17 protein-coding genes are annotated in these 17747 nt (G+C 61.3%); 10 read left to right on the plus strand and 7 right to left on the minus strand.

Annotated features, from left to right (window positions below; genetic code table 11):
- Positions 1-3 precede the first annotated feature (3 nt).
- Both QCE58_RS16655 and QCE58_RS16660 read right to left on the minus strand, forming a co-directional pair.
- On the minus strand, positions 4-1338 hold the full coding sequence (locus QCE58_RS16655; RefSeq protein WP_033536003.1) for an MFS transporter: 1335 nt from the start codon (positions 1336-1338) through the stop codon (positions 4-6).
- 27 nt (positions 1339-1365) lie between these two features.
- Positions 1366-2304 carry a 3-keto-5-aminohexanoate cleavage protein gene (locus QCE58_RS16660; RefSeq protein ID WP_008346539.1) on the minus strand — a complete coding sequence of 313 codons (939 nt, stop codon included), beginning with the start codon at positions 2302-2304 and terminating at the stop codon, positions 1366-1368.
- A gap of 309 nt (positions 2305-2613) precedes the next feature.
- Here QCE58_RS16660 and QCE58_RS16665 point away from each other — a divergent pair, with 309 nt between their 5' ends.
- Positions 2614-3645, plus strand: coding sequence for an AraC family transcriptional regulator (locus tag QCE58_RS16665; RefSeq protein WP_250522490.1), 1032 nt, complete (start codon positions 2614-2616; stop codon positions 3643-3645).
- A gap of 241 nt (positions 3646-3886) precedes the next feature.
- A complete protein-coding gene (locus QCE58_RS16670) occupies positions 3887-5440 on the plus strand; it encodes an amino acid adenylation domain-containing protein (RefSeq protein WP_250522489.1) in 1554 nt (517 codons plus the stop codon).
- Between the two features lie 27 nt (positions 5441-5467).
- Here the strand turns inward: QCE58_RS16670 and QCE58_RS16675 are convergent, their stop codons facing one another.
- Entirely contained in the window at positions 5468-6643 is a 1176-nt protein-coding gene (locus QCE58_RS16675) for an aminotransferase class V-fold PLP-dependent enzyme (RefSeq protein ID WP_250522488.1), read from the minus strand.
- Positions 6644-6946: 303 nt separating this feature from the next.
- Between QCE58_RS16675 and QCE58_RS16680 the strand changes: the two genes are divergently transcribed.
- On the plus strand, positions 6947-7801 hold the full coding sequence (locus tag QCE58_RS16680) for an IclR family transcriptional regulator (protein WP_008346531.1): 855 nt from the start codon (positions 6947-6949) through the stop codon (positions 7799-7801).
- Here QCE58_RS16680 and QCE58_RS16685 read toward each other — a convergent pair whose 3' ends face one another.
- Positions 7802-8884 carry a succinylglutamate desuccinylase/aspartoacylase family protein gene (locus QCE58_RS16685; RefSeq protein WP_250522487.1) on the minus strand — a complete coding sequence of 361 codons (1083 nt, stop codon included), beginning with the start codon at positions 8882-8884 and terminating at the stop codon, positions 7802-7804. It lies immediately after the preceding gene.
- Between the two features lie 178 nt (positions 8885-9062).
- On the opposite strand from QCE58_RS16685, the gene QCE58_RS16690 reads away from it, so the two are divergent.
- From QCE58_RS16690 to QCE58_RS16705, 4 genes are read left to right on the plus strand one after another with little or no spacing between them, the layout of a single operon-like run.
- Entirely contained in the window at positions 9063-9758 is a 696-nt protein-coding gene (locus QCE58_RS16690) for an ABC transporter permease (protein ID WP_008346526.1), read from the plus strand.
- A complete protein-coding gene (locus QCE58_RS16695; RefSeq protein WP_250479529.1) occupies positions 9755-10465 on the plus strand; it encodes an ABC transporter permease in 711 nt (236 codons plus the stop codon). The genes QCE58_RS16690 and QCE58_RS16695 overlap by 4 nt, the downstream gene beginning before the upstream one ends.
- Entirely contained in the window at positions 10462-11259 is a 798-nt protein-coding gene (locus QCE58_RS16700) for an ABC transporter ATP-binding protein (protein ID WP_250522486.1), read from the plus strand. Before QCE58_RS16695 ends, QCE58_RS16700 begins: the two co-directional genes overlap by 4 nt.
- A gap of 50 nt (positions 11260-11309) precedes the next feature.
- Positions 11310-12080, plus strand: coding sequence for an ABC transporter substrate-binding protein (locus QCE58_RS16705; RefSeq protein ID WP_175980174.1), 771 nt, complete (start codon positions 11310-11312; stop codon positions 12078-12080).
- 40 nt (positions 12081-12120) lie between these two features.
- Here the strand turns inward: QCE58_RS16705 and QCE58_RS34115 are convergent, their stop codons facing one another.
- On the minus strand, positions 12121-13329 hold the full coding sequence (locus tag QCE58_RS34115) for an ATP-binding protein (protein WP_409014128.1): 1209 nt from the start codon (positions 13327-13329) through the stop codon (positions 12121-12123).
- A gap of 86 nt (positions 13330-13415) precedes the next feature.
- Here QCE58_RS34115 and QCE58_RS16720 point away from each other — a divergent pair, with 86 nt between their 5' ends.
- The 3 genes from QCE58_RS16720 (at position 13416) to QCE58_RS16730 (ending at position 15774) form a co-directional block, all read left to right on the plus strand.
- On the plus strand, positions 13416-14117 hold the full coding sequence (locus QCE58_RS16720; protein WP_250522485.1) for a hypothetical protein: 702 nt from the start codon (positions 13416-13418) through the stop codon (positions 14115-14117).
- Positions 14118-14220: 103 nt separating this feature from the next.
- A complete protein-coding gene (locus tag QCE58_RS16725) occupies positions 14221-14637 on the plus strand; it encodes a CopG family transcriptional regulator (RefSeq protein ID WP_008346513.1) in 417 nt (138 codons plus the stop codon).
- A gap of 33 nt (positions 14638-14670) precedes the next feature.
- Positions 14671-15774: a PHB depolymerase family esterase gene (locus QCE58_RS16730; RefSeq protein WP_250522484.1), complete on the plus strand. Its 1104-nt coding sequence runs from the start codon at positions 14671-14673 to the stop codon at positions 15772-15774.
- A 79-nt stretch (positions 15775-15853) separates the two neighbouring features.
- Here QCE58_RS16730 and QCE58_RS16735 read toward each other — a convergent pair whose 3' ends face one another.
- On the minus strand, positions 15854-17239 hold the full coding sequence (locus QCE58_RS16735; protein ID WP_175980177.1) for a tripartite tricarboxylate transporter permease: 1386 nt from the start codon (positions 17237-17239) through the stop codon (positions 15854-15856).
- Positions 17239-17733 (minus strand): hypothetical protein, encoded by a 495-nt coding sequence (locus QCE58_RS16740; protein ID WP_250522483.1) that lies wholly within the window; start codon positions 17731-17733, stop codon positions 17239-17241. Before QCE58_RS16740 ends, QCE58_RS16735 begins: the two co-directional genes overlap by 1 nt.
- Positions 17734-17747 lie beyond the last annotated feature (14 nt).

Below are 17747 nucleotides of genomic sequence, written 5' to 3' on the forward strand. Positions count from 1 at the left end.
TCATCAGCGAGCGGGAGAAGCATCGGCGACGGGACGCTGCGCGGCGTGAATCGATTTCGCGAGCAGCGGCACCAGCAGCAAGCCCAGCACCGAGGCAGCCACGACGACGTTGAAGCCCGCATCGCTTCTGCCGGTCATCGTTTCGGCGAGCCCGAAAAGATAAGGTCCGACGAAGCCGCCCAGCAAGCCGATCGTGTTGATGAACGCGAGGCCGGCCGCCGCTTGCACGCCTTGCAGCCGCTTCATCGCGACGGCCCAGTACGACGGCAGAATGCCGCCTGCAAAGAAGCCCGTGATGCCGAGCAGCGTAATCTGCACTGCCTGATTCCGGCTGGCGAGGAACGCACACGCACTGACGACGACGCCCGCGGTCAGCACGCCGAGAAAGCCGCATTCGTTGCTCACACGGCGATGAATGCGCGGAAGGGTCAGCACGCCGAGCAGAAAGCCGATGCCGACACTGCTCGACAGAACGCCGACGAGAATCGGCGAGCTCACATGCATCTGCGCGACGATCGACGGCGTGAAGAAATACAGGCCGACGAACGCCACCTGATTCAGGAAGTAGATGAGCGCGATCAGCACGGTCGTCGGGCGCTTGAGCGCGGCGAGCCAGTCTGCCGTGGTGAGGTCCGCGTGTCCGTGCGTGTCGATGACCGCGTGCGTTTCGAGCGCCTGCGCTTCCTGCGCGGACAGCCACTTCACTTCGGACGGACGATTCGGAAGCTTGAAGAACAGCACGATGCCCAACACGATGGTCGGCAAGCCTTCGAGCAGGAACATCCACTGCCAGCCGTGAAGACCGCCGATGCCGCCGAGCTGCATCAGACCCGCGCCCAGCGGATTGCCGATGATGAGCGCGATCGACGGCGCGGTGTAGATCCATCCGACGGCAACGGCGCGGTCTTTGGGCGCGAACCAAAGCGTCACCATGTACATCAGCGCGGGAAACAATCCCGCTTCGGCGACGCCCAGCAACACGCGCAATATGTAGAAGGACCACTCGCCCTGAACGAACATCATCGCGGTCGAAAGCGCGCCCCACGTCACCGCGATTCGAGCGATCCACGCGCGCGGCCCGACGCGATGCGCGATCAGATTGCTCGGCACTTCGAGCAGCGCATAGCCGATGAAGAAGATGCCGGCGCCGAGTCCATACGCCGCGGCGCTGATGCCGAGGTCGGCAGCCAGGGCGCTCTTGGCGAGCGCCACGTTCGTGCGATCGATGAACGACAGGAAGTAGATTCCGCACATCAGCGGAAGCAGTCTTGCCATGGCCTTGCGAGTCGCAAGCCAATGCGTTTCTCCGAGGCTGTGGTCAACAGTAGCGGCAGTCATGATGTCTCCAGATTTGACTTCTTCGAGTCAGAGCGAAACGTTGTCGCGCCCTTTGAGCCCGAGCATGGCTCGCGCATCGGCGGGTGTCGCGATGTCGAAAGACAACTCTTCGAGAATGCGGCGAATCTTGCGGACCTGTTCGGCATTCGATTTCGCCTTCACGCCTCGCGACAGGTAGACGCTGTCTTCGAGGCCGACTCGCACGTTGCCGCCCATGATCGCGCCCATCGTCACCAGTGACATCTGATGACGCCCGGCGCCGAGAATCGAAAGATGGTAGTTCTCGCGTCCGAAAAGACGGTCGGCGGTCGCGCGCATCATCGAAAGATTCTCGGGATCGTGGCCGATTCCGCCGAGAATGCCGAACACGGATTGGATGAAGAACGGCGGCTTGATCAGCCCGATATCGATGAAATGCGCGAGGCTGTACAGATGCCCCACGTCATAGCACTCGAATTCGAAGCGCGTTCCATAGTCGCGGAATTCGGTGAGGATGTTTTTGATGTCGCGGAACGTGTTGCGGAAGATCATGTCCTCCATGCCTTCGACATAATCCTTCTCCCAGTCGAAGCGCCACGAAGACATCCTCGCCGCGACGGGATGAAGCGAAAAATTCATCGAGCCCATGTTCAGCGAGCACATTTCCGGCTTCGCCACGCGTGCGTAAGCGAGGCGCTCGTCGAGCGTCATGCGCGTGCTGCCGCCCGTCGAAATGTTGATGACGGCGTCGGTTTGCGCGGCGATCGCGGGCACGAATCGCCGGAATATTTCGGGCGATGGCGTCGGGCGGCCGTCTTCCGGATTGCGCGCATGCAGATGAAGAATCGCGGCCCCGGCCTCGGCGGCTTCGAGCGCCTGATGCTTGATGTCATCGGGCGTGATAGGCAGATATTCCGACATCGACGGCACATGCGCCGAACCGGTCACGGCGCAGGTGATGATGACTTTGCTGCTCGGATTGCTCATTGAATGTCCTTCGAAAACGCGCTCGATGGGCGAGCTTCGGCAATGCCCCGGCGCGCCTGAACGAGGCAAGCGCGGGAGGACGCCGTTGGAAAACGTAGGGCGGAACGGGAAACGACCGTGCGCCGGCTTAAGCCGGCGGCGACGAACTGACGTGAAGTTGGCGTTGCATGGCTGTCTCCGATGGATTCGCGAGTCGCGCATTCGCGATGCGGACTCGTCTTGTTACGGTGATAGTAGTGGGATACGATGCGCTGCGAAAGGTCATATTCGGACAAGATGGTGTCCCCGCAGGACACACGAGGAGGCGCTGTGTCTTCGAGACTGCCACTGTTGAATGAGCGCATCTATGCGCCCTACAAGATCGCCGCGCTGGTGGACGTGCTCGCTGAGCAAGGCATTGCGCCGGCGGACAGCCTGAAGGGAAGCGGCGTTGCGCCCGAGGAGATCTACGATGCCTCGGTGATGACGTCCGTCCGGCAGTACGCCGCTGTATGCAGTAACGCCGTCGCGCTTTCCGCCGATCCGCGAACGCCGTTCAAGACGGGCGCGCGGCTGCATCTGGCCGCGTATGGCATGTACGGCTACGCGCTGATGTCGTGCCTGTCGCTGCGCGATTACTTTAGGCTCGGCGTCAAATACCATCGGCTCGCGACGCCGACCATCACCATCGAATGGCACGAACATCCGGACACGTCGGTATGGACGTTTCCCGACGCGTTCACGTCGCCCTTCTCGCATGACGTGCAGCAGTTCCTGCTCGAACAGCAGTACACGCAGCATGTGACGCACTTGCAGGATGTCGCGGGCAGAAGCTGTCCGCCGATGCTCGCGCGCTTCTCGTATCCCGCGCCGCCGCACGCCTCCATCTATCCGGAGTATCTCGGCTGCCCATGCGAGTTCGACGCCGACGAATGTCAGCTCATCTACGACGGCGCGATACTCGAACTCAAGCCTCATCTCGCGGACAGGCACTCCGCCGCGCTTCTGCAGGAGACGTGCGACAGGCTCATCGGACAGGCGAAGACATCGACCGGTGTTTCCGGCGAGGTCTATCAGGTTCTCATGCGCAAGCCGGGCGAGTTTCCCGGCATGGAGACCGTCGCTAGCGCGTTGAAGATGACGAGCCGCACGCTGCGTCGACGGCTCGAGTCGGAAGGCACGTCGTTCGTCGCCATCGTCGACGATGTGCGGTGCTCGCTCGCCACCGAGTATCTGAAGACGACGAAACTGAGCACGGACGATGTCGCCATGCTGGTCGGCTTCACCGACACCGCCAATTTTCGCCGGGCGCTGAAGCGCTGGACCGGCAAAGGCCCCGCCGAAATTCGCGAGCAGGAGTGACGCCGGCCGCGCAGGCTTTTCATTCGTTACTTCAGACAAAAATGGGTTCGACGGCGCACATACGTAACCTTACAGAAATATAACAATGCATTCACTTCGCGGCAGTGGCGAATGAGCGAAGGCTGAACCGAGGAGTGTGCGAAATCTGAATCCGTCGAATTGCGATCGATCGCATCGACCGGATGGAGCAGTCGCGGACTCGAAAAAAACATCAACACTCGTGTGCCAGGGGGACCGTCGGATGCTGCATTCTCACTTCTTCGATTCTGCTGCGAACCAGCCGGACAGCCCTGCGTTATGGGTCGATGAGCGTCTTTACAGCTACCGCGAGATTGAAACCCGGGTCCGTCGCTTGTCGGCGGGACTGGCGGCGTTCGCACGAAGCGCTTGCACGAGCCGATGCCTGCTGTTTGCATATCGCAGCGTCGGCGCGTATGTCGGCATCCTGGGCATTCTCGATGCCGGCATGGCCTATGTGCCGCTCAACCCGAAGATGCCGGCAGCGCGGATCGCGGCGATCATCCGGCAATCCGGCGCGCCGTTGATGCTCGTCGATCGGCGTTGCGCCGAGTCGCTCGATGAAGTGCTGTCCCTGCTCGACGAACCTCCGCAGATTGTCCTGCTCGACGCAGACGCGGAAGAATCGCAACTTCCATCCCCTGCTTTCTCGCTCATGCAGAGCCGAGGCGCCGCGCACGACATCGCCTACATACTTTTCACGTCCGGTTCGACGGGATCGCCGAAGGGCGTGCCGATCACGCATGCGAACGCCGATGCGTACGTGAACGGCCAGTTGCAACTGGTCGACAAGGTGCGCGATGCGCGTTACATGCAGCTATGCGAGCTGAGCTTCGATCCGTCCGTGCATGACATGTTCGTCTGCTGGGCGAACGGCGGCTGCCTATATGTGCCCGAAAACGTCGATCCCGTCGGTAACGCGAGCTTCGTCCAGACGCACCGGATCACGCATTGGTGCAGCGTGCCATCGGTCGCCGGCATCATGCAGCAAATGCGCAAGCTGCCAGCGGGCGCATTTCCGAGCATTCGCGTGTCGATGTTCGGCGGCGAGCCGTTGCCTCGCTCGCTCGCGCAGGCGTGGATGCGTGCCGCGCCGAACAGCCGGCTGCTGCACATGTACGGGCCCACGGAAGCGACCGTCGCCTGTACGTGCTTCGAAGTCACGCCCGAATTCCTGGACGATCCGCAGCACACGGTCATACCGTTGGGCCAGGGCCTGCCCGGCGTGGAACTCATGATCGTGGATGCCGAGCTCGAACCGGTCGCCCCGGGCCAGACGGGCGAATTGCTGATCGCGGGACCGCAGCTTGCCGAAGGCTATCTGTCGTCCGACGAACCCGGCAATAGCCGGTTCATCGCGATGAACTATCCGGGCAAGACCGCGCATCGCTGGTATCGATCCGCCGACGCCGCGCGCGAAACGACGCCACACGGGATCGTGTTTCAGGGCCGTCTCGATACACAGGTGAAAATCCGCGGCCACCGGCTCGAGCTGGAAGAAGTCGAACATGTCGTGCAAGCGGCCAGCCACGCCGCGTCGTGCGCGGTTGTCCCGTGGCCGCTCGACGAAGTCGGACGAGCAACCGGCCTCGTCGCGTTCGTGACGAATCCGGAAGTCGAGACCACGCATGTTTTGCGGGCGTGCCGGCAGCGTCTGCCGGTCTATGCGATGCCGCAACGGATCGTCATCATCGATGCGTTCCCGCTGACGGTGAACGGCAAAATCGACAGAAAGGCGCTCGCGGAATATTGCGCACGCGGCGAGGTCGCGGCGTGAGGCGTGGGGCGATGGGTTCGCGTCGTTTCACTCGATCTGCTCCGTCGCGGCCAGCGTGCCTCTCGTAAGGCCGATACGAAGCATTTCTATCAGCCGTTCGATGTCGCCTACGGTGTTGAACATCGCGAGCGACACGCGGATGCCGCCACGCTCCGGCGAGACGCGCACGTTGTTTCGAGCGAAGTAGTCGGTCCACTTGTCGACCGGCAGTTTCAGCACGTATATGTGATTGCGCTTGCCACGCGCTCGCGGACCGACGACGCTTACACCCAGCGCATCGAGGCGTTCGAGCAGCAGATCGCCGAGCGCCAGCACATGCTTCTGGATCGCCGCGACGCCTACGCTCTGAATGAGGCAAATCGCCGCGGAAAGTGCGTGCAGGTCCGGGAGATTGACGTTGCCGAATTCGAAGCGCCGCGCGTCCTTGCGTAAAGCCATGTCGTCGGGACGGGCGACATAGTCGGCTGGCGGATTCGCCATGCTGGACATCGCAAGGTAAGCCGGCTGCAATTCGTCGAGACCGTCGGCGATATAAAGCACGCCGAGTCCTTGCGGCACGAGCAAGCCCTTGTGCGTGCCGGCTGCCAGCACCGAAATGTTCAGCGCCTTGACGTCGAGCGGAATGACGCCGACGGACTGCATCGCATCGACGATCAGGTAAATGCCGCGCGCCTTGCACAGCCGTCCGATGCTCATCAGGTCATGGACCTGGCCCGCATGGAACGTCACATGCGAAAGCGAAACGACTTTCGTACGCGCATCGATATACGGCTCGAACGTCTTGGCGGTGGCAATCTCGTCGTCCGGCAACGGCGCGAACCGCACTTCGATGCCATTGCGCTTGAGGTTCAACCACGCATAGGCGTTGTTGGGATGATCGCCTTCTATCAGCACGACGTTGTCGCCGGCCCGGAGCGGGACCGCGTTCGCCGCGATATTGAGTCCTTCCGACGTGTTCTTGGTGAATGCGATTTCGGTCGGCGCCGCGTTGAAGAACGTCGCGACGCTCTCGCGTGTTTCCTCGACACGTCGCAACCAGACCGGCTTCGGACCGGCCATCTCGAAGCCTTCCGACAAGAAGGCTTCGAGTGCTTCGCGCACGCTTAGCGCAAGCGGCGTCTGGTGGGCGGAGTCGAGATAAAGCTGCCTTGTGGTGACGGGGAACTGCTCGCGGACAGCGGCGAGCTTTGCAGTCGGGATCATGAGCGATGTCTCATTTCAGGTTTTCTTTGCGAGGGCATACACGGCACGGCACGAATCCGTCGAGGCATTAGACGATCGCCGAGAAGCGATGTCAAATACATTCCAATAAGTGGAACTACCGAGTTCCTATTTATGGAATCGTTAGACGGAGATGCTAAACTGGCCGCACGTCTCCCACCATCGCGAACCTTCCTGTCACCCTCCGGGCCCGCAATTCGAATCGAGTATCCTAGGGAACCGCTTTTCGCCTGATCCGCGAAGGATGCGCGGCACAGGCCCATAAAACCAGAAAACCCAGCACACATGCGCAAGGAAGAACAAGCCATCGTCGAGACGTCCGAGCCGGAGGTCTCTCCCACCGAGCGCGCGTTTCACATCATCGAAATGGCTGCGCAAACCGGTCGCGTGACGACCGCCGACATCATCACCGCGCTCGGCATTCCGAAGACCACTGCGCATCGCCTCGTCAGCAATCTCGAAGAGTTCGGCTTTCTCGAACACGGCATGGAACGCGGCCGGTATCAGGTCGGCCCGCGCCTGCTGGAACTCGCGACGAACATCCTGGCGGCATCCACCTCGCATGGGCCGATCCACGCGCTGCTGATGGAACTGTCGCGACGCACGGATGAAACGGTGAGCCTCGGCGTCATGCGCGGCTCCGAGGTCGTGTATATCGACAGCGCGATCGGCAATTCGCCGTTGACGCTCAATTTTCAGAAAGGGCATCGCGCGCCCGTGCACTGCACGTCCAGCGGGCGCGTGTTTCTGGCGAACATGGAGAAGAAGCAGCTCGACGCTTATCTGCTGAGCGGACCGTGGGAACCGATCACGCCCTACACCATCGTCGATCCGGAACGGCTCAGGCTCGAAATCGACCTCGCGCGAAAGAATGGCTATGCGACCAACGATTCCGAGTTCGCGATCGGCGTGGTCGGCGCCGCCGTGCCGATCTCGGGGCCGCACGGCCGCCTGATCGCGTGCTTGAGCATCTCGGCGCCCAAAGCGCGCAAGTCGCTGGAAGACATTACCTTGCTGGTGCCGACCTTGCAGGCAGCGGCGCTGCGAATCACAAAGATTCTCGGCGTGATCGACGGCGGAACGACCGCCGAAGACAATGCCGATACCGATAGCAAGGCGACGCGCCGCAAGCGCTCCTGATCAACCGCCCGTCACGCGACCGATCTCCGCGCCGGCGGTGACGAAGCGGATCGCGCGGCGCATGTAGAACACGCCTTTCGTGCGGCTTCTGAGCGTCGTCGTTGCGCCGGTGATCGGGTCGACGATGTCGCAGATCGCCTCCCCGACCTCCACCACGTCGCCGATGTTCGCCGCGTACACCACGATGCCGCTGGTCGCGGCGTAGAAATGCTCGCTCGCCGCTTGTCGCGTCGCCGGATGAATCAAGGCGGGGCATGGCGACGGCGTATCGCGGATAGCGCCCCGATCGACGAGATAGGCAACGATCGCTCGCGCATGACGCCGCGCCGATTCATACGTGACGTCGCGCTCGCCGGCGCACTCGACGATGGCGGCGACAGCGCCCTCGCCAACCGGATACCGGTCGCCGAAGCGCGCTTCGACGTCGGCCCACGCCAGGCGCGTCCAGTCGATGAAAAGCCCGAGATCCGCGCCGTCGAACAGCATCTGCGCCCGCGATTGCAGATGGCGCGCGAGCGGTTCGACGCGCGGCCACGCGGCGGTGTCGGCATAGACGTGGACGACCGCTTCCAGCGAGCAATGAATGTCGAGAACGATGTCGGCATCGCAAGACAGCTTCAGCAGGGTCGAACGCAGCGCGTCGAATTCCGTCGTCGGCGCGCAAGCATCGAGCGATGCGCGCATTGCGTTCTTTATCGCGCGCCTGTTCGCGTCTTCGTCGCTGCCGAGACGGCCTTCCAGATGCGCGCAGATGTCCGAGGGGCGCGCGACGCCGCGATTGAAGTTCGCGGCGCTATTCAGCTCGAAGCAGCCGAAGAACTGGCCGAAGACATGCTGACTCAGGCCGATCGGATTCGCTATCGAGACGAGCGTGACGGTCGCGTCGAGCTTGCCCGCGGCTTCGAGCGCCTGGAGTTCGTCGCGCAGGACGTGCGCCGTGAGCATCGCGGGCGTTTCGTCGGCATGAAGCGATGCCTGCAGATAAACCTTCATGTCCGCGTCCGGCGGCCCGAACGTCAGGCTTACGAGATCGCGCTGCGTACCGATGGTCGCTGCGAGTAACGGCGTCCGCTTGAGTAGCACCTTTCGTCTCCTTTCTACGATGACGCGCGAGGTTCCGGCTGCGCAACGAGATTCTAAACTCGCGCATCTGAAAATGCCGTTTTACGGTTCTAAGTAGTTCCACTTATCGGAACTTTATTGACATCGAATTTGGCATGCGCTCAAATGTGCCACATCGGACACACAAGGGACATCGTCCATGAGTTCTCTTCTACACGGATATGGCGCGCTCGTTCTCGAAGGCGCGCTGCAGACCGTGCAACTGGCGGTCTGTTCGCTGGCGCTGGCCTTCGCGATCGGCTTGCTCGGCGCCTGCGCGAAGCTGTTCGGCAGCCGATGGATCGCAAAACTAGCCCGTCTCTACACGACGATCGTGCGCGGCGCGCCGGATCTCGTGCTGATGCTGCTGCTCTACTACAGCATCCAGATTCTGCTGAACGGCATCACCGAGCGTTTGCATTGGACGCAGATCGATATCAAGCCTTTCGCGGCCGGTGTGATCGTGCTGGGTCTGATCCACGGCGCGTACTTTACCGAGACGCTCCGTGGCGCTTTTCTGGCGATTCCGCGCGGGCAACTCGAATCGGGCACTTCGCTCGGCATGTCGTTCGGCCATGTCCTTGCGCATATCCTGTTTCCGCAAATGATGCGCTATGCGCTGCCGGCGCTCGGAAACAACTGGCAAGTCATCGTCAAATCGACGGCGCTCGTATCCATCATCGGACTCTCGGATGTCGTCAAAGCCGCGCAAGACGCAGGCAAGACCACCACGCACTACTTCTTTTTTATCGGCGTGGCCGCATTCGTTTATTTGCTGATCACGACAGCATCCAATCTCGTATTACGTCACCTCGAAAATCGATATGACGTCGGCGTGCGCAAGGTGAACGTATGATCGACGTCTTTCGCGAATACTGGCGGCACTATCTTTATACCGACGGCTATCAGTTCACCGGATTGATCGTCACGATCTGGCTGCTGCTGTTCTCCGTCGTGCTCGGATCCGCACTGGCGGTACCGATGGCCATCGCGCGCAGTTCCGCGAACCGTTTCGTGTCGCGCGCGGTCTGGCTTTACACCTATCTGTTTCGTGGCACACCGCTATTCGTTCAGTTACTGCTTTGCTATACGGGCGTGTTCAGCCTCGACGTGATTCGTAATCACGAGCTCACGAACGCGTTCTTTCGGGACGGAATGCATTGTTCGCTACTCGTGTTCGCATTGAATACATGCGCCTACACGACCGAGATTTTCGCCGGCGCGATCAAGGCCACGCCTGCGGGCGAGATCGAAGCCGGCGTGGCCGCGGGAATGTCGACGTTGCAGCTTTATCTGCACGTCATTCTCCCCTCCGCGCTGCGGCGCTCGTTACCGAGTTATAGCAATGAAGTCATTCTGGTCTTCCATTCGACTTCCGTTGCATTCGCCGCAACCGTGCCGGATCTGCTGAAAGTGGCGCGCGACGTGAATTCCGCGACCTATCAATCGTTCGCCGCATTCGGCATTGCGTTTCTGCTCTATTCCGCGATCACCTTTTCGCTGGTCTGGCTCTTTCGCCAGGCGGAAAACCGTTGGCTCGCTTACCTGACACCGCAAAAATGACTAACGATGTCTGCATCGAATCGTCGCGTTCACCTGAAAAAGTCGTGGTCGCCGATCTTCACAAGAGCTTCGGTACGCACGAAGTGCTGAAAGGCGTGTCGCTCAGCGCGCGCGCCGGCGACGTCATCAGCGTTCTCGGCTCGTCGGGCTCGGGCAAAAGCACGCTCTTGCGCTGCATGAACTTGCTCGAACATCCGTCGGCGGGCCGCATCTTCGTCAATCAGACGGAAATCCGCATGAAGCAGGACAGAACGGGCACGCTTAAGCCGGTCGACAAACACCAGTTGCGGCGCATACGGTCCAAGCTCGCGATGGTGTTTCAGCACTTCAACTTATGGCCGCATATGACGGTGCTCGAAAACGTGATTCATGCGCCGGTTCACGTACTCGGACTCGGTCGGCGCGAAGCCGAAGAATATGGCCGGGCCAATCTCGACAAGGTCGGTTTGGGCGTCGATATCGCCGGCCGTTACCCCGCGCATCTCTCGGGTGGCCAGCAACAGCGCGTCGCAATCGCCCGCGCACTGACGATGGATCCCGACGTTCTGCTTTTCGACGAGCCGACTTCGGCTCTCGATCCCGAACTCGTGTCCGAAGTGTTGAAGGTCATGCAGAAACTCGCGGCGGAAGGACGGACGATGATCGTGGTGACGCATGAGATGAACTTCGCCCGCAATGTTTCCAGCGAGATCATTTTTCTGCATGAAGGACGAATCGAAGAGCAAGGAAAACCGGCGGACCTGTTCGCCAATTCCGCAAGCAGCCGGCTCCGAAGGTTTCTGTCCGCGGCATAGCTTTCCTTTCTCTTTATCGACAACAAGATCATCAGCCGGAGACTTCTGTAATGAAACGATTCGTGTCGACCCTGCTGTTTTGCGCGGCCGCCTTCACCTCATCGTATGCAAGCGCTCAGGATGCGTCGACGCTTCGATACGGCGTGGATCCGTCGCATCCGCCGTTTTCATCGCGCGACTCCAGCGGCAAGCTCGTCGGATTCGACATCGATCTCGGGACCGAAATCTGCAAGCGCATGCACGCAAAATGCGAATGGGTTCAGAACGACTTCGATGGCATGATTCCCGCGCTTCAGGCCAAGAAATTCGATGCCATTCTCGCGTCCATGTCGATTACCGACAAACGCAAACAGGTGATCGATTTCACATCGAGGTTATATAAGACGCCGAACAAACTGATCGTGCGTAAAGACACGAACCTCGAACCCACCGCGGAATCGCTGAAAGGAAAATCGATCGGTGTCCAGCAGGGCACCGTTCCCGAATCCTATGCGAAGGAACATTGGGCGCCCGCCGGCGCGCGCGTCGTTTCTTATCCGAATTTCGATCAGGTATTCGCGGATCTCGCCGCAGGCCGTCTCGATAGCTGCTTCACCGATGCAGCCGTCGGCGAGTACGGATTCCTGAGAACGCCGCAAGGCGCCGGTTTCAAGTTCACCGGCGGCAATGTCTATGCGAGCAACGGCGCGGGCATTGGAATCCGCAAGTCGGATATCGAACTGAAGGAAAAGATGAACAAGGCGATCGCCGACATGCTCGCCGACGGCACCTATAAACAACTCGCAGCCAGGTATTTCCAGTTCGATCCTTACGGCAGTTGAGAGGTTATCGTCTCGACGCCGGCATCAGCGGATCCCGACGTCACACTTGCCGAACGGGGATGATTGCAGTGAAACATGTGCCATCGGCGAGCGATGACGATACCTGCAGATCGCCATGGTGAGCCTGCACGATTTGCTTGCAGATGAAAAGACCGAGACCGAGACCCCCGCCTCGCGGTTGATCGGCGGGCCGCCAATATGGCTCGAACACTTTCCTGATGTCCTCGGGCGCAATGGCATCGCCACCGTTCTTCACGGCGATGATCAAGTTACCGGCCTCGACTTTCCCATTTACGGTAATAGGCAAGTCCGCCGCGCCATGCGTGATTGCATTGCCTAACAGATTGGACAATAGCTGCTGCATACGAACCGAATCGCAGTGGACGGTTCCTTCAATGGCGATGCTGTCTTCTATCATCAAGCCGGGATGACCCGCCTTTGCCTCGGAAACGATATCGCGCAAAAGCTTGCCGAGATCGGGCACCGGCGCGATGTGGGCGCCGAGTCCGGCGCCCAGGCGTCCGCGCGCGAAGTCCATTACATCGTCGATCAAACCCGCCATTCGGCCGGCGACCGCCTTCAATCGCAATCCGAGTTGAGTGATCTCGGTGGTTCCACCTTTGATCGAAAGATATTCGGCAATCGAATGCACCGCTGTTAGCGGATTGCGCAGGTCATGTCCGAGAACGGCGATGAACTGCTCACGCAATTCCGCGGTCTCGCGCGCGTGCGATAGCGCAGTTGCCGACGCAGAGCGGTTTTCCTCCAGTTCGAGCTCAAGCGCGATGAGCTTGGCGTACGCCTCGAACATGCAGACCGTGCGGACATCGGACAGATAGTGCGGACGCGGATCGATCGCGCATAGATTGCCGAAGTACCGGCCGTTGGATAGAACGATCGGCACGGAGATATAACTTTGAAGGTTATAGATTCTGGCCGTGTGATGACCGCAGTAACGCGGATCGTTCCCGAAGTCATCGATGACGATCGATTCGCGCGCTTCTCGCGATTCGAAGCATAGCGTCGTCTTCAGATCGAGTTGACCGCCGACTTCCAGACCGAAGCCAATGTCGTCGTGAACGGCGCACGCTGTCCATGTATTGTCTGTCACGCGCGCGACCGCGGCGTAGCCCATCGATGTTCTTTCGCAAATCGCCTTGAGCATCGAGCCCACGGCACTCACGCGGCCGATAGCCTCGATGTCGTCCTTCAGTGCGTCAGGGCCGTCTTCCCCGGTCAAAGTTATCATGTCGAATGCTGCTGAGATGTGACAAGGCCGTATTATGCGCCGCGAACATTTCTTTTTAGCTCCGAAAGTCCTGCCCAATGCGAGACATGCTGACTTCTTTCTTCTGGAGCGGCGACGCGATCCGCAGTCGTCGCGTCAGTGACATCGTTCTATCCGGCACGCTCGATCTGCCTGCGCCTCCCGCGTCGATGCTCGCGGATTGGCAGAGAGAAACCACGACGCGTCTCGCGCTGCAACCCGGTGATGTCGAGCCGATGCATCTCGCGCGGACGCAATTTCGCTGGCCGGACTACAAACGCTGCGTGCAGGCCATGTCCGACTGGACCGGCGCGCTGGGGCTTCCCGCGGTGCTCGACGATAGCGACATGGCGTTGATGGCCTGTCGTGGCGCCAGGTATCACCATGACGGCGAGCAGTATGGCGGCGCCGCTTTTTGCAATCTCTTCCTGAGCGAAGACAAAGGTCTGGACCTGCACTTCCCCGCTATCGGACAACGCATTGCGCTGACGAGGGGAACGGCCGTGATCTTCGATACGGTCCAGCCTCACGGCGTCATTCAGCGCGACAGCGACCGCTTCTGCGCCGCCGACTTCCCCCCGGACCACGACTTCACCCAGATTTTCCTGACGTGGGAACTTCCCATCGAAGACGCCGATACCGGAAACGCGCTGAACGTCGTCTTCGATAGCGACCGCTCGAACGCGCTGCAACTCGAGGAAGCGCAAGTCTGGCTGAACGGCTCACGAACCGCCGTGTGCCCGGAATCGGGTTGCTGGGTGCGCGTCTGAGTCGCGATCGCGTCTGCGCTAAATCGCAAAAATCATCGTTGACGCTCTCTTGAAATCCTCCTATAACCATCCACATGGATGGTAACGGGAGATTTTTCACACTATGGCAAAAGAAGTGCCGGATCGCTCGCGAGGCAGCGAAACCGAAAAAATCACGATCAATCTCGGTCCGGTCGACTTGGGCCAGATCGATCTGCTCGTCGAGGAAGGCTTTTACTCGAACCGGACGGATCTGATCCGCACGGCCATCCGCAATCAGTTGTCGATTCATGCGCCGGCTCTGAAGGACACCGTGACGCGCCGCGAACTCGTGCTCGGCCTTCAGCATTTTTCGAAACAGGATCTCGAGGCGGCATGCGCGGCCAATCAGCGTCTGCGGATTCAGGTGCTCGGTTTGGCGAGCATTGCCATGGACGTCTCCCCCGAACTCGCGCTGGCAGCGATCGACTCGATTCTGGTTCGAGGCGCGCTCCATGCGTCACCGGCAGTCAAGGCCGCATTGGCGGATCGAATCCGCTGATGCGCCTGACGCCTTCCCGCTAACGGAATAAACATGAAACTCAACGAAGGTTTTTTGGACTCGATGAAAGAGGCATTCGCGCTCTTTCGCAGCAACGATCCCGCCGCGGCCGCGGAAATCGTCAAACGCGCCATGCGCGGCGAACGGACGGACACGGCAACCGCGCACCCTAACCCGCAGGACGACACGACGACCGCGCGATTCGCCGATCTCTTGCAACCCCGGCGCCACGCCGGCAAGACGCGGACCGATCCGGACGTGCAGGATCGCGGCCACTTCAGCACGCGTCGTTATGTCGGCGCCGCCGGTCAACGCGATTACAAGGTCTACGTTCCCGCTCATTCACGTCGCGATCCTTTACCGCTGATCGTCATGCTGCACGGCTGCACCCAGGACGCCGACGACTTCGCATCCGGCACGCGGATGAACGCGCTCGCCGAAACGCACGGCTTTATCGTCGCTTATCCGATCCAGCCGCAGAACGCGAATACGTCGAAATGCTGGAACTGGTTCAGGCACGGCGACCAGCAGCGCGACCACGGCGAGCCGTCGCTGATCGCGGGCATCACGCGAGAGGTGATGGCCGATCACGACGTCGATCCGAAACGCGTCTTCGTTGCAGGGCTTTCGGCCGGCGGCGCAATGGCGGCGATCGTGGCGCAAACCTATCCCGACCTTTACGCGGCAGCAGGCATTCACTCGGGCCTGCCCGTGGGATGCGCGCACGACTTGCCATCGGCGCTGGCGGCCATGCGCGGTGGCAAGGCCCGATCCAAGGCGCGCAAAGCCGGCCGGGCGGACATTCATCACGCGCAGGCGTCGCAATGCCCGCTGATCGTCTTTCACGGCGATGCCGATGCCACCGTGCATCCTTCGAACGCCAACGAACTGGTACGCGAGTTTTCTGCGAGCGAAGCGGCACCCGCCCGCGCGTCGAGCGGTGACGGCCGCGCGCGCAAACATACGGTCCGGCACATGACGTCGCAAGCCGGGGTGGATGCAGAACTCTGGATCATCCACGGCGCGCCGCATGCGTGGTCCGGTGGCTCGTCAAGCGGAAGCTATACCGATCCGTCCGGCCCCGACGCCAGTGCCGAAATGCTGCGATTCTTTCTCGAACATCCGCGCCGGCAGTGAGCGGTCGCCTTTGCGCCCTCGATCGGCGGCGTCCGACCGGTTGCCGCCGGTCGGATAACGAAACGCAGCGCGCACCGCGTCACGCGCCAAAGGCCTTCGTCAAAGCCGGCACGCTCAACACCGCCGTGTAATAGCCCATGAACTGCACGCCGGTATTGAAGCCGAAGTTGCGCGACAGCAATCCGCCGAGCAAGCCCACGCTCAGAATCACGAGCAGACCGAGCAGTTGCCCTTCCCACACGCTGATTACGACGATCAGACCGACGAACGTCGCGATGATCGCCTCGTGACTCAGCTTCCTCGCGACGAACGACGCCGCGCGATGCGCGTAGTTCATCGACAGCGGATACGCGACGAGCGCCGCGAGCACGACCGCGAGCAAGCCGAAGCCGAGGAACTGCCACGTCGTCATCAACGTATGCAGATTGTTGATGTGGCCCGTCGCCGTATCGACGAAAAAGCGCGGCGGTGCGTTGAATAGCGGCGCGGCCGGTCCCGCCGCGACAGGACTCAGCGGCAGACCGAACGCGATCAGCGGAATCAGCGCTTCGGCGATGTAAGTCGCTTCGGTCACGCCGTTGCGCGCGGAGATCACCGTCGTCAGGCGATGATACGCATGCCTCACACGCGAGCCGACGAGTTCGCCGAGCACGACCGTCATCGCGACCGGGCTGAACACGAATGTCGCGCTCGATATCGCCGCGGTGGCCGCGACCCAGCCGCGTTGCTGGCCGTCGAGCACTTTCATCGGATTGGGAAAGTAGCCGCTCCAGCCCTTCACGTCGGGCGCGAGCGAGAACGTGCGGACGCGTTCGCGGCGCATGCGGGCGCGATCGGCGGGCGAGAGTATCGAGAACAGATCGGCGATGAGCGGCCCGATCGCGATGCCGAGGAAGTAGCTCACCGAGAGCTTCACGCCGTATTTGCCCGTGAGCGCCTGAAGACCGACGATCACCAGCACGAACGGCACGAGCAGAAACACCGAAGCCCATCGTCCCGACGAAAAGAACGCAATGGCGACCGATGCCGCGAGAAACACCCACGGCGCGGCCTTCGTGATGACCGGCCCGAACGGCGCGAGCAGCACGGCGAACAGCACCGCGAGCGGCACGGCGACGAACGCCGCGACGATCGCGCCCGAGATCATCTTGCGCAGGGCGATATGCGGCACGCCGAGGTTGCGCAGCATCGTCGCCTGTTGCAGCAGGGGCGTGGCGAGCGTGTCGCCGGGAATGCCGAGCAAGGCGGTCGGAATCGCGTGCGTCATGTGCTTCGACACCGCGCCCGCCATGAAGAACGAAAACACGCCGACGGGCGGCACGCCGAGCAGCACGACGAGCAAGGTGAGCGGCGCGAGCGTCGTGGTTTCATCGGTGCCCGAAATGAGGCCGATGCCGGAGAACACGATCGCGCCGATGAGTCCCATGCCGAGCGCGACGAGCAGTTGAGTGACGAACGGTTCCATCAGCGCGCTCCTTCGCGTTGTTCATCGCGTTGTTCATCGCGTTGTTCATATTCGGCGAAAAGCTCGTACAAACCGAGCTCCTTCATTTCCGCGACGACCGAAGGCGGCAGGTCCGCGACGCGCCCGAGTCCGCCCGCTTCGTTCGCGAGCTGCTTCAGCACTTCCTCGCGGCCCGCCGCGCCGTGCGCTTCCTCGACCACTTCGCGCTTCGGCTTGAAGAGCTTCGCGCAGACCGCGCCCGCGATCAGGCATCCGGCGAGGCCGACGAGCATCGCGTAAGCGCGGGCCATCGCGGCATCGGGCACATAAGCGGCGAGCACGCGATTCGCGATGGCGAACGCGCCGTAGCTGATCGCGATGCCGAGCACGACCGACCACGCGAGATGCCGCGTATCGACGGTATCGCCCCATATTTCGACGAGCTGATACTCCGTCGTTTCGGCGCTTTGCGAGAGCGCCCGGCCGCGCTCGTGCGCGGCGAGTTGCTGTTCCATGTCTCCTCCTTGAA

The organism is Caballeronia sp. LZ028 (assembly GCF_031451415.1).
Taxonomy (GTDB): Bacteria; Pseudomonadota; Gammaproteobacteria; order Burkholderiales; family Burkholderiaceae; genus Caballeronia; species Caballeronia zhejiangensis.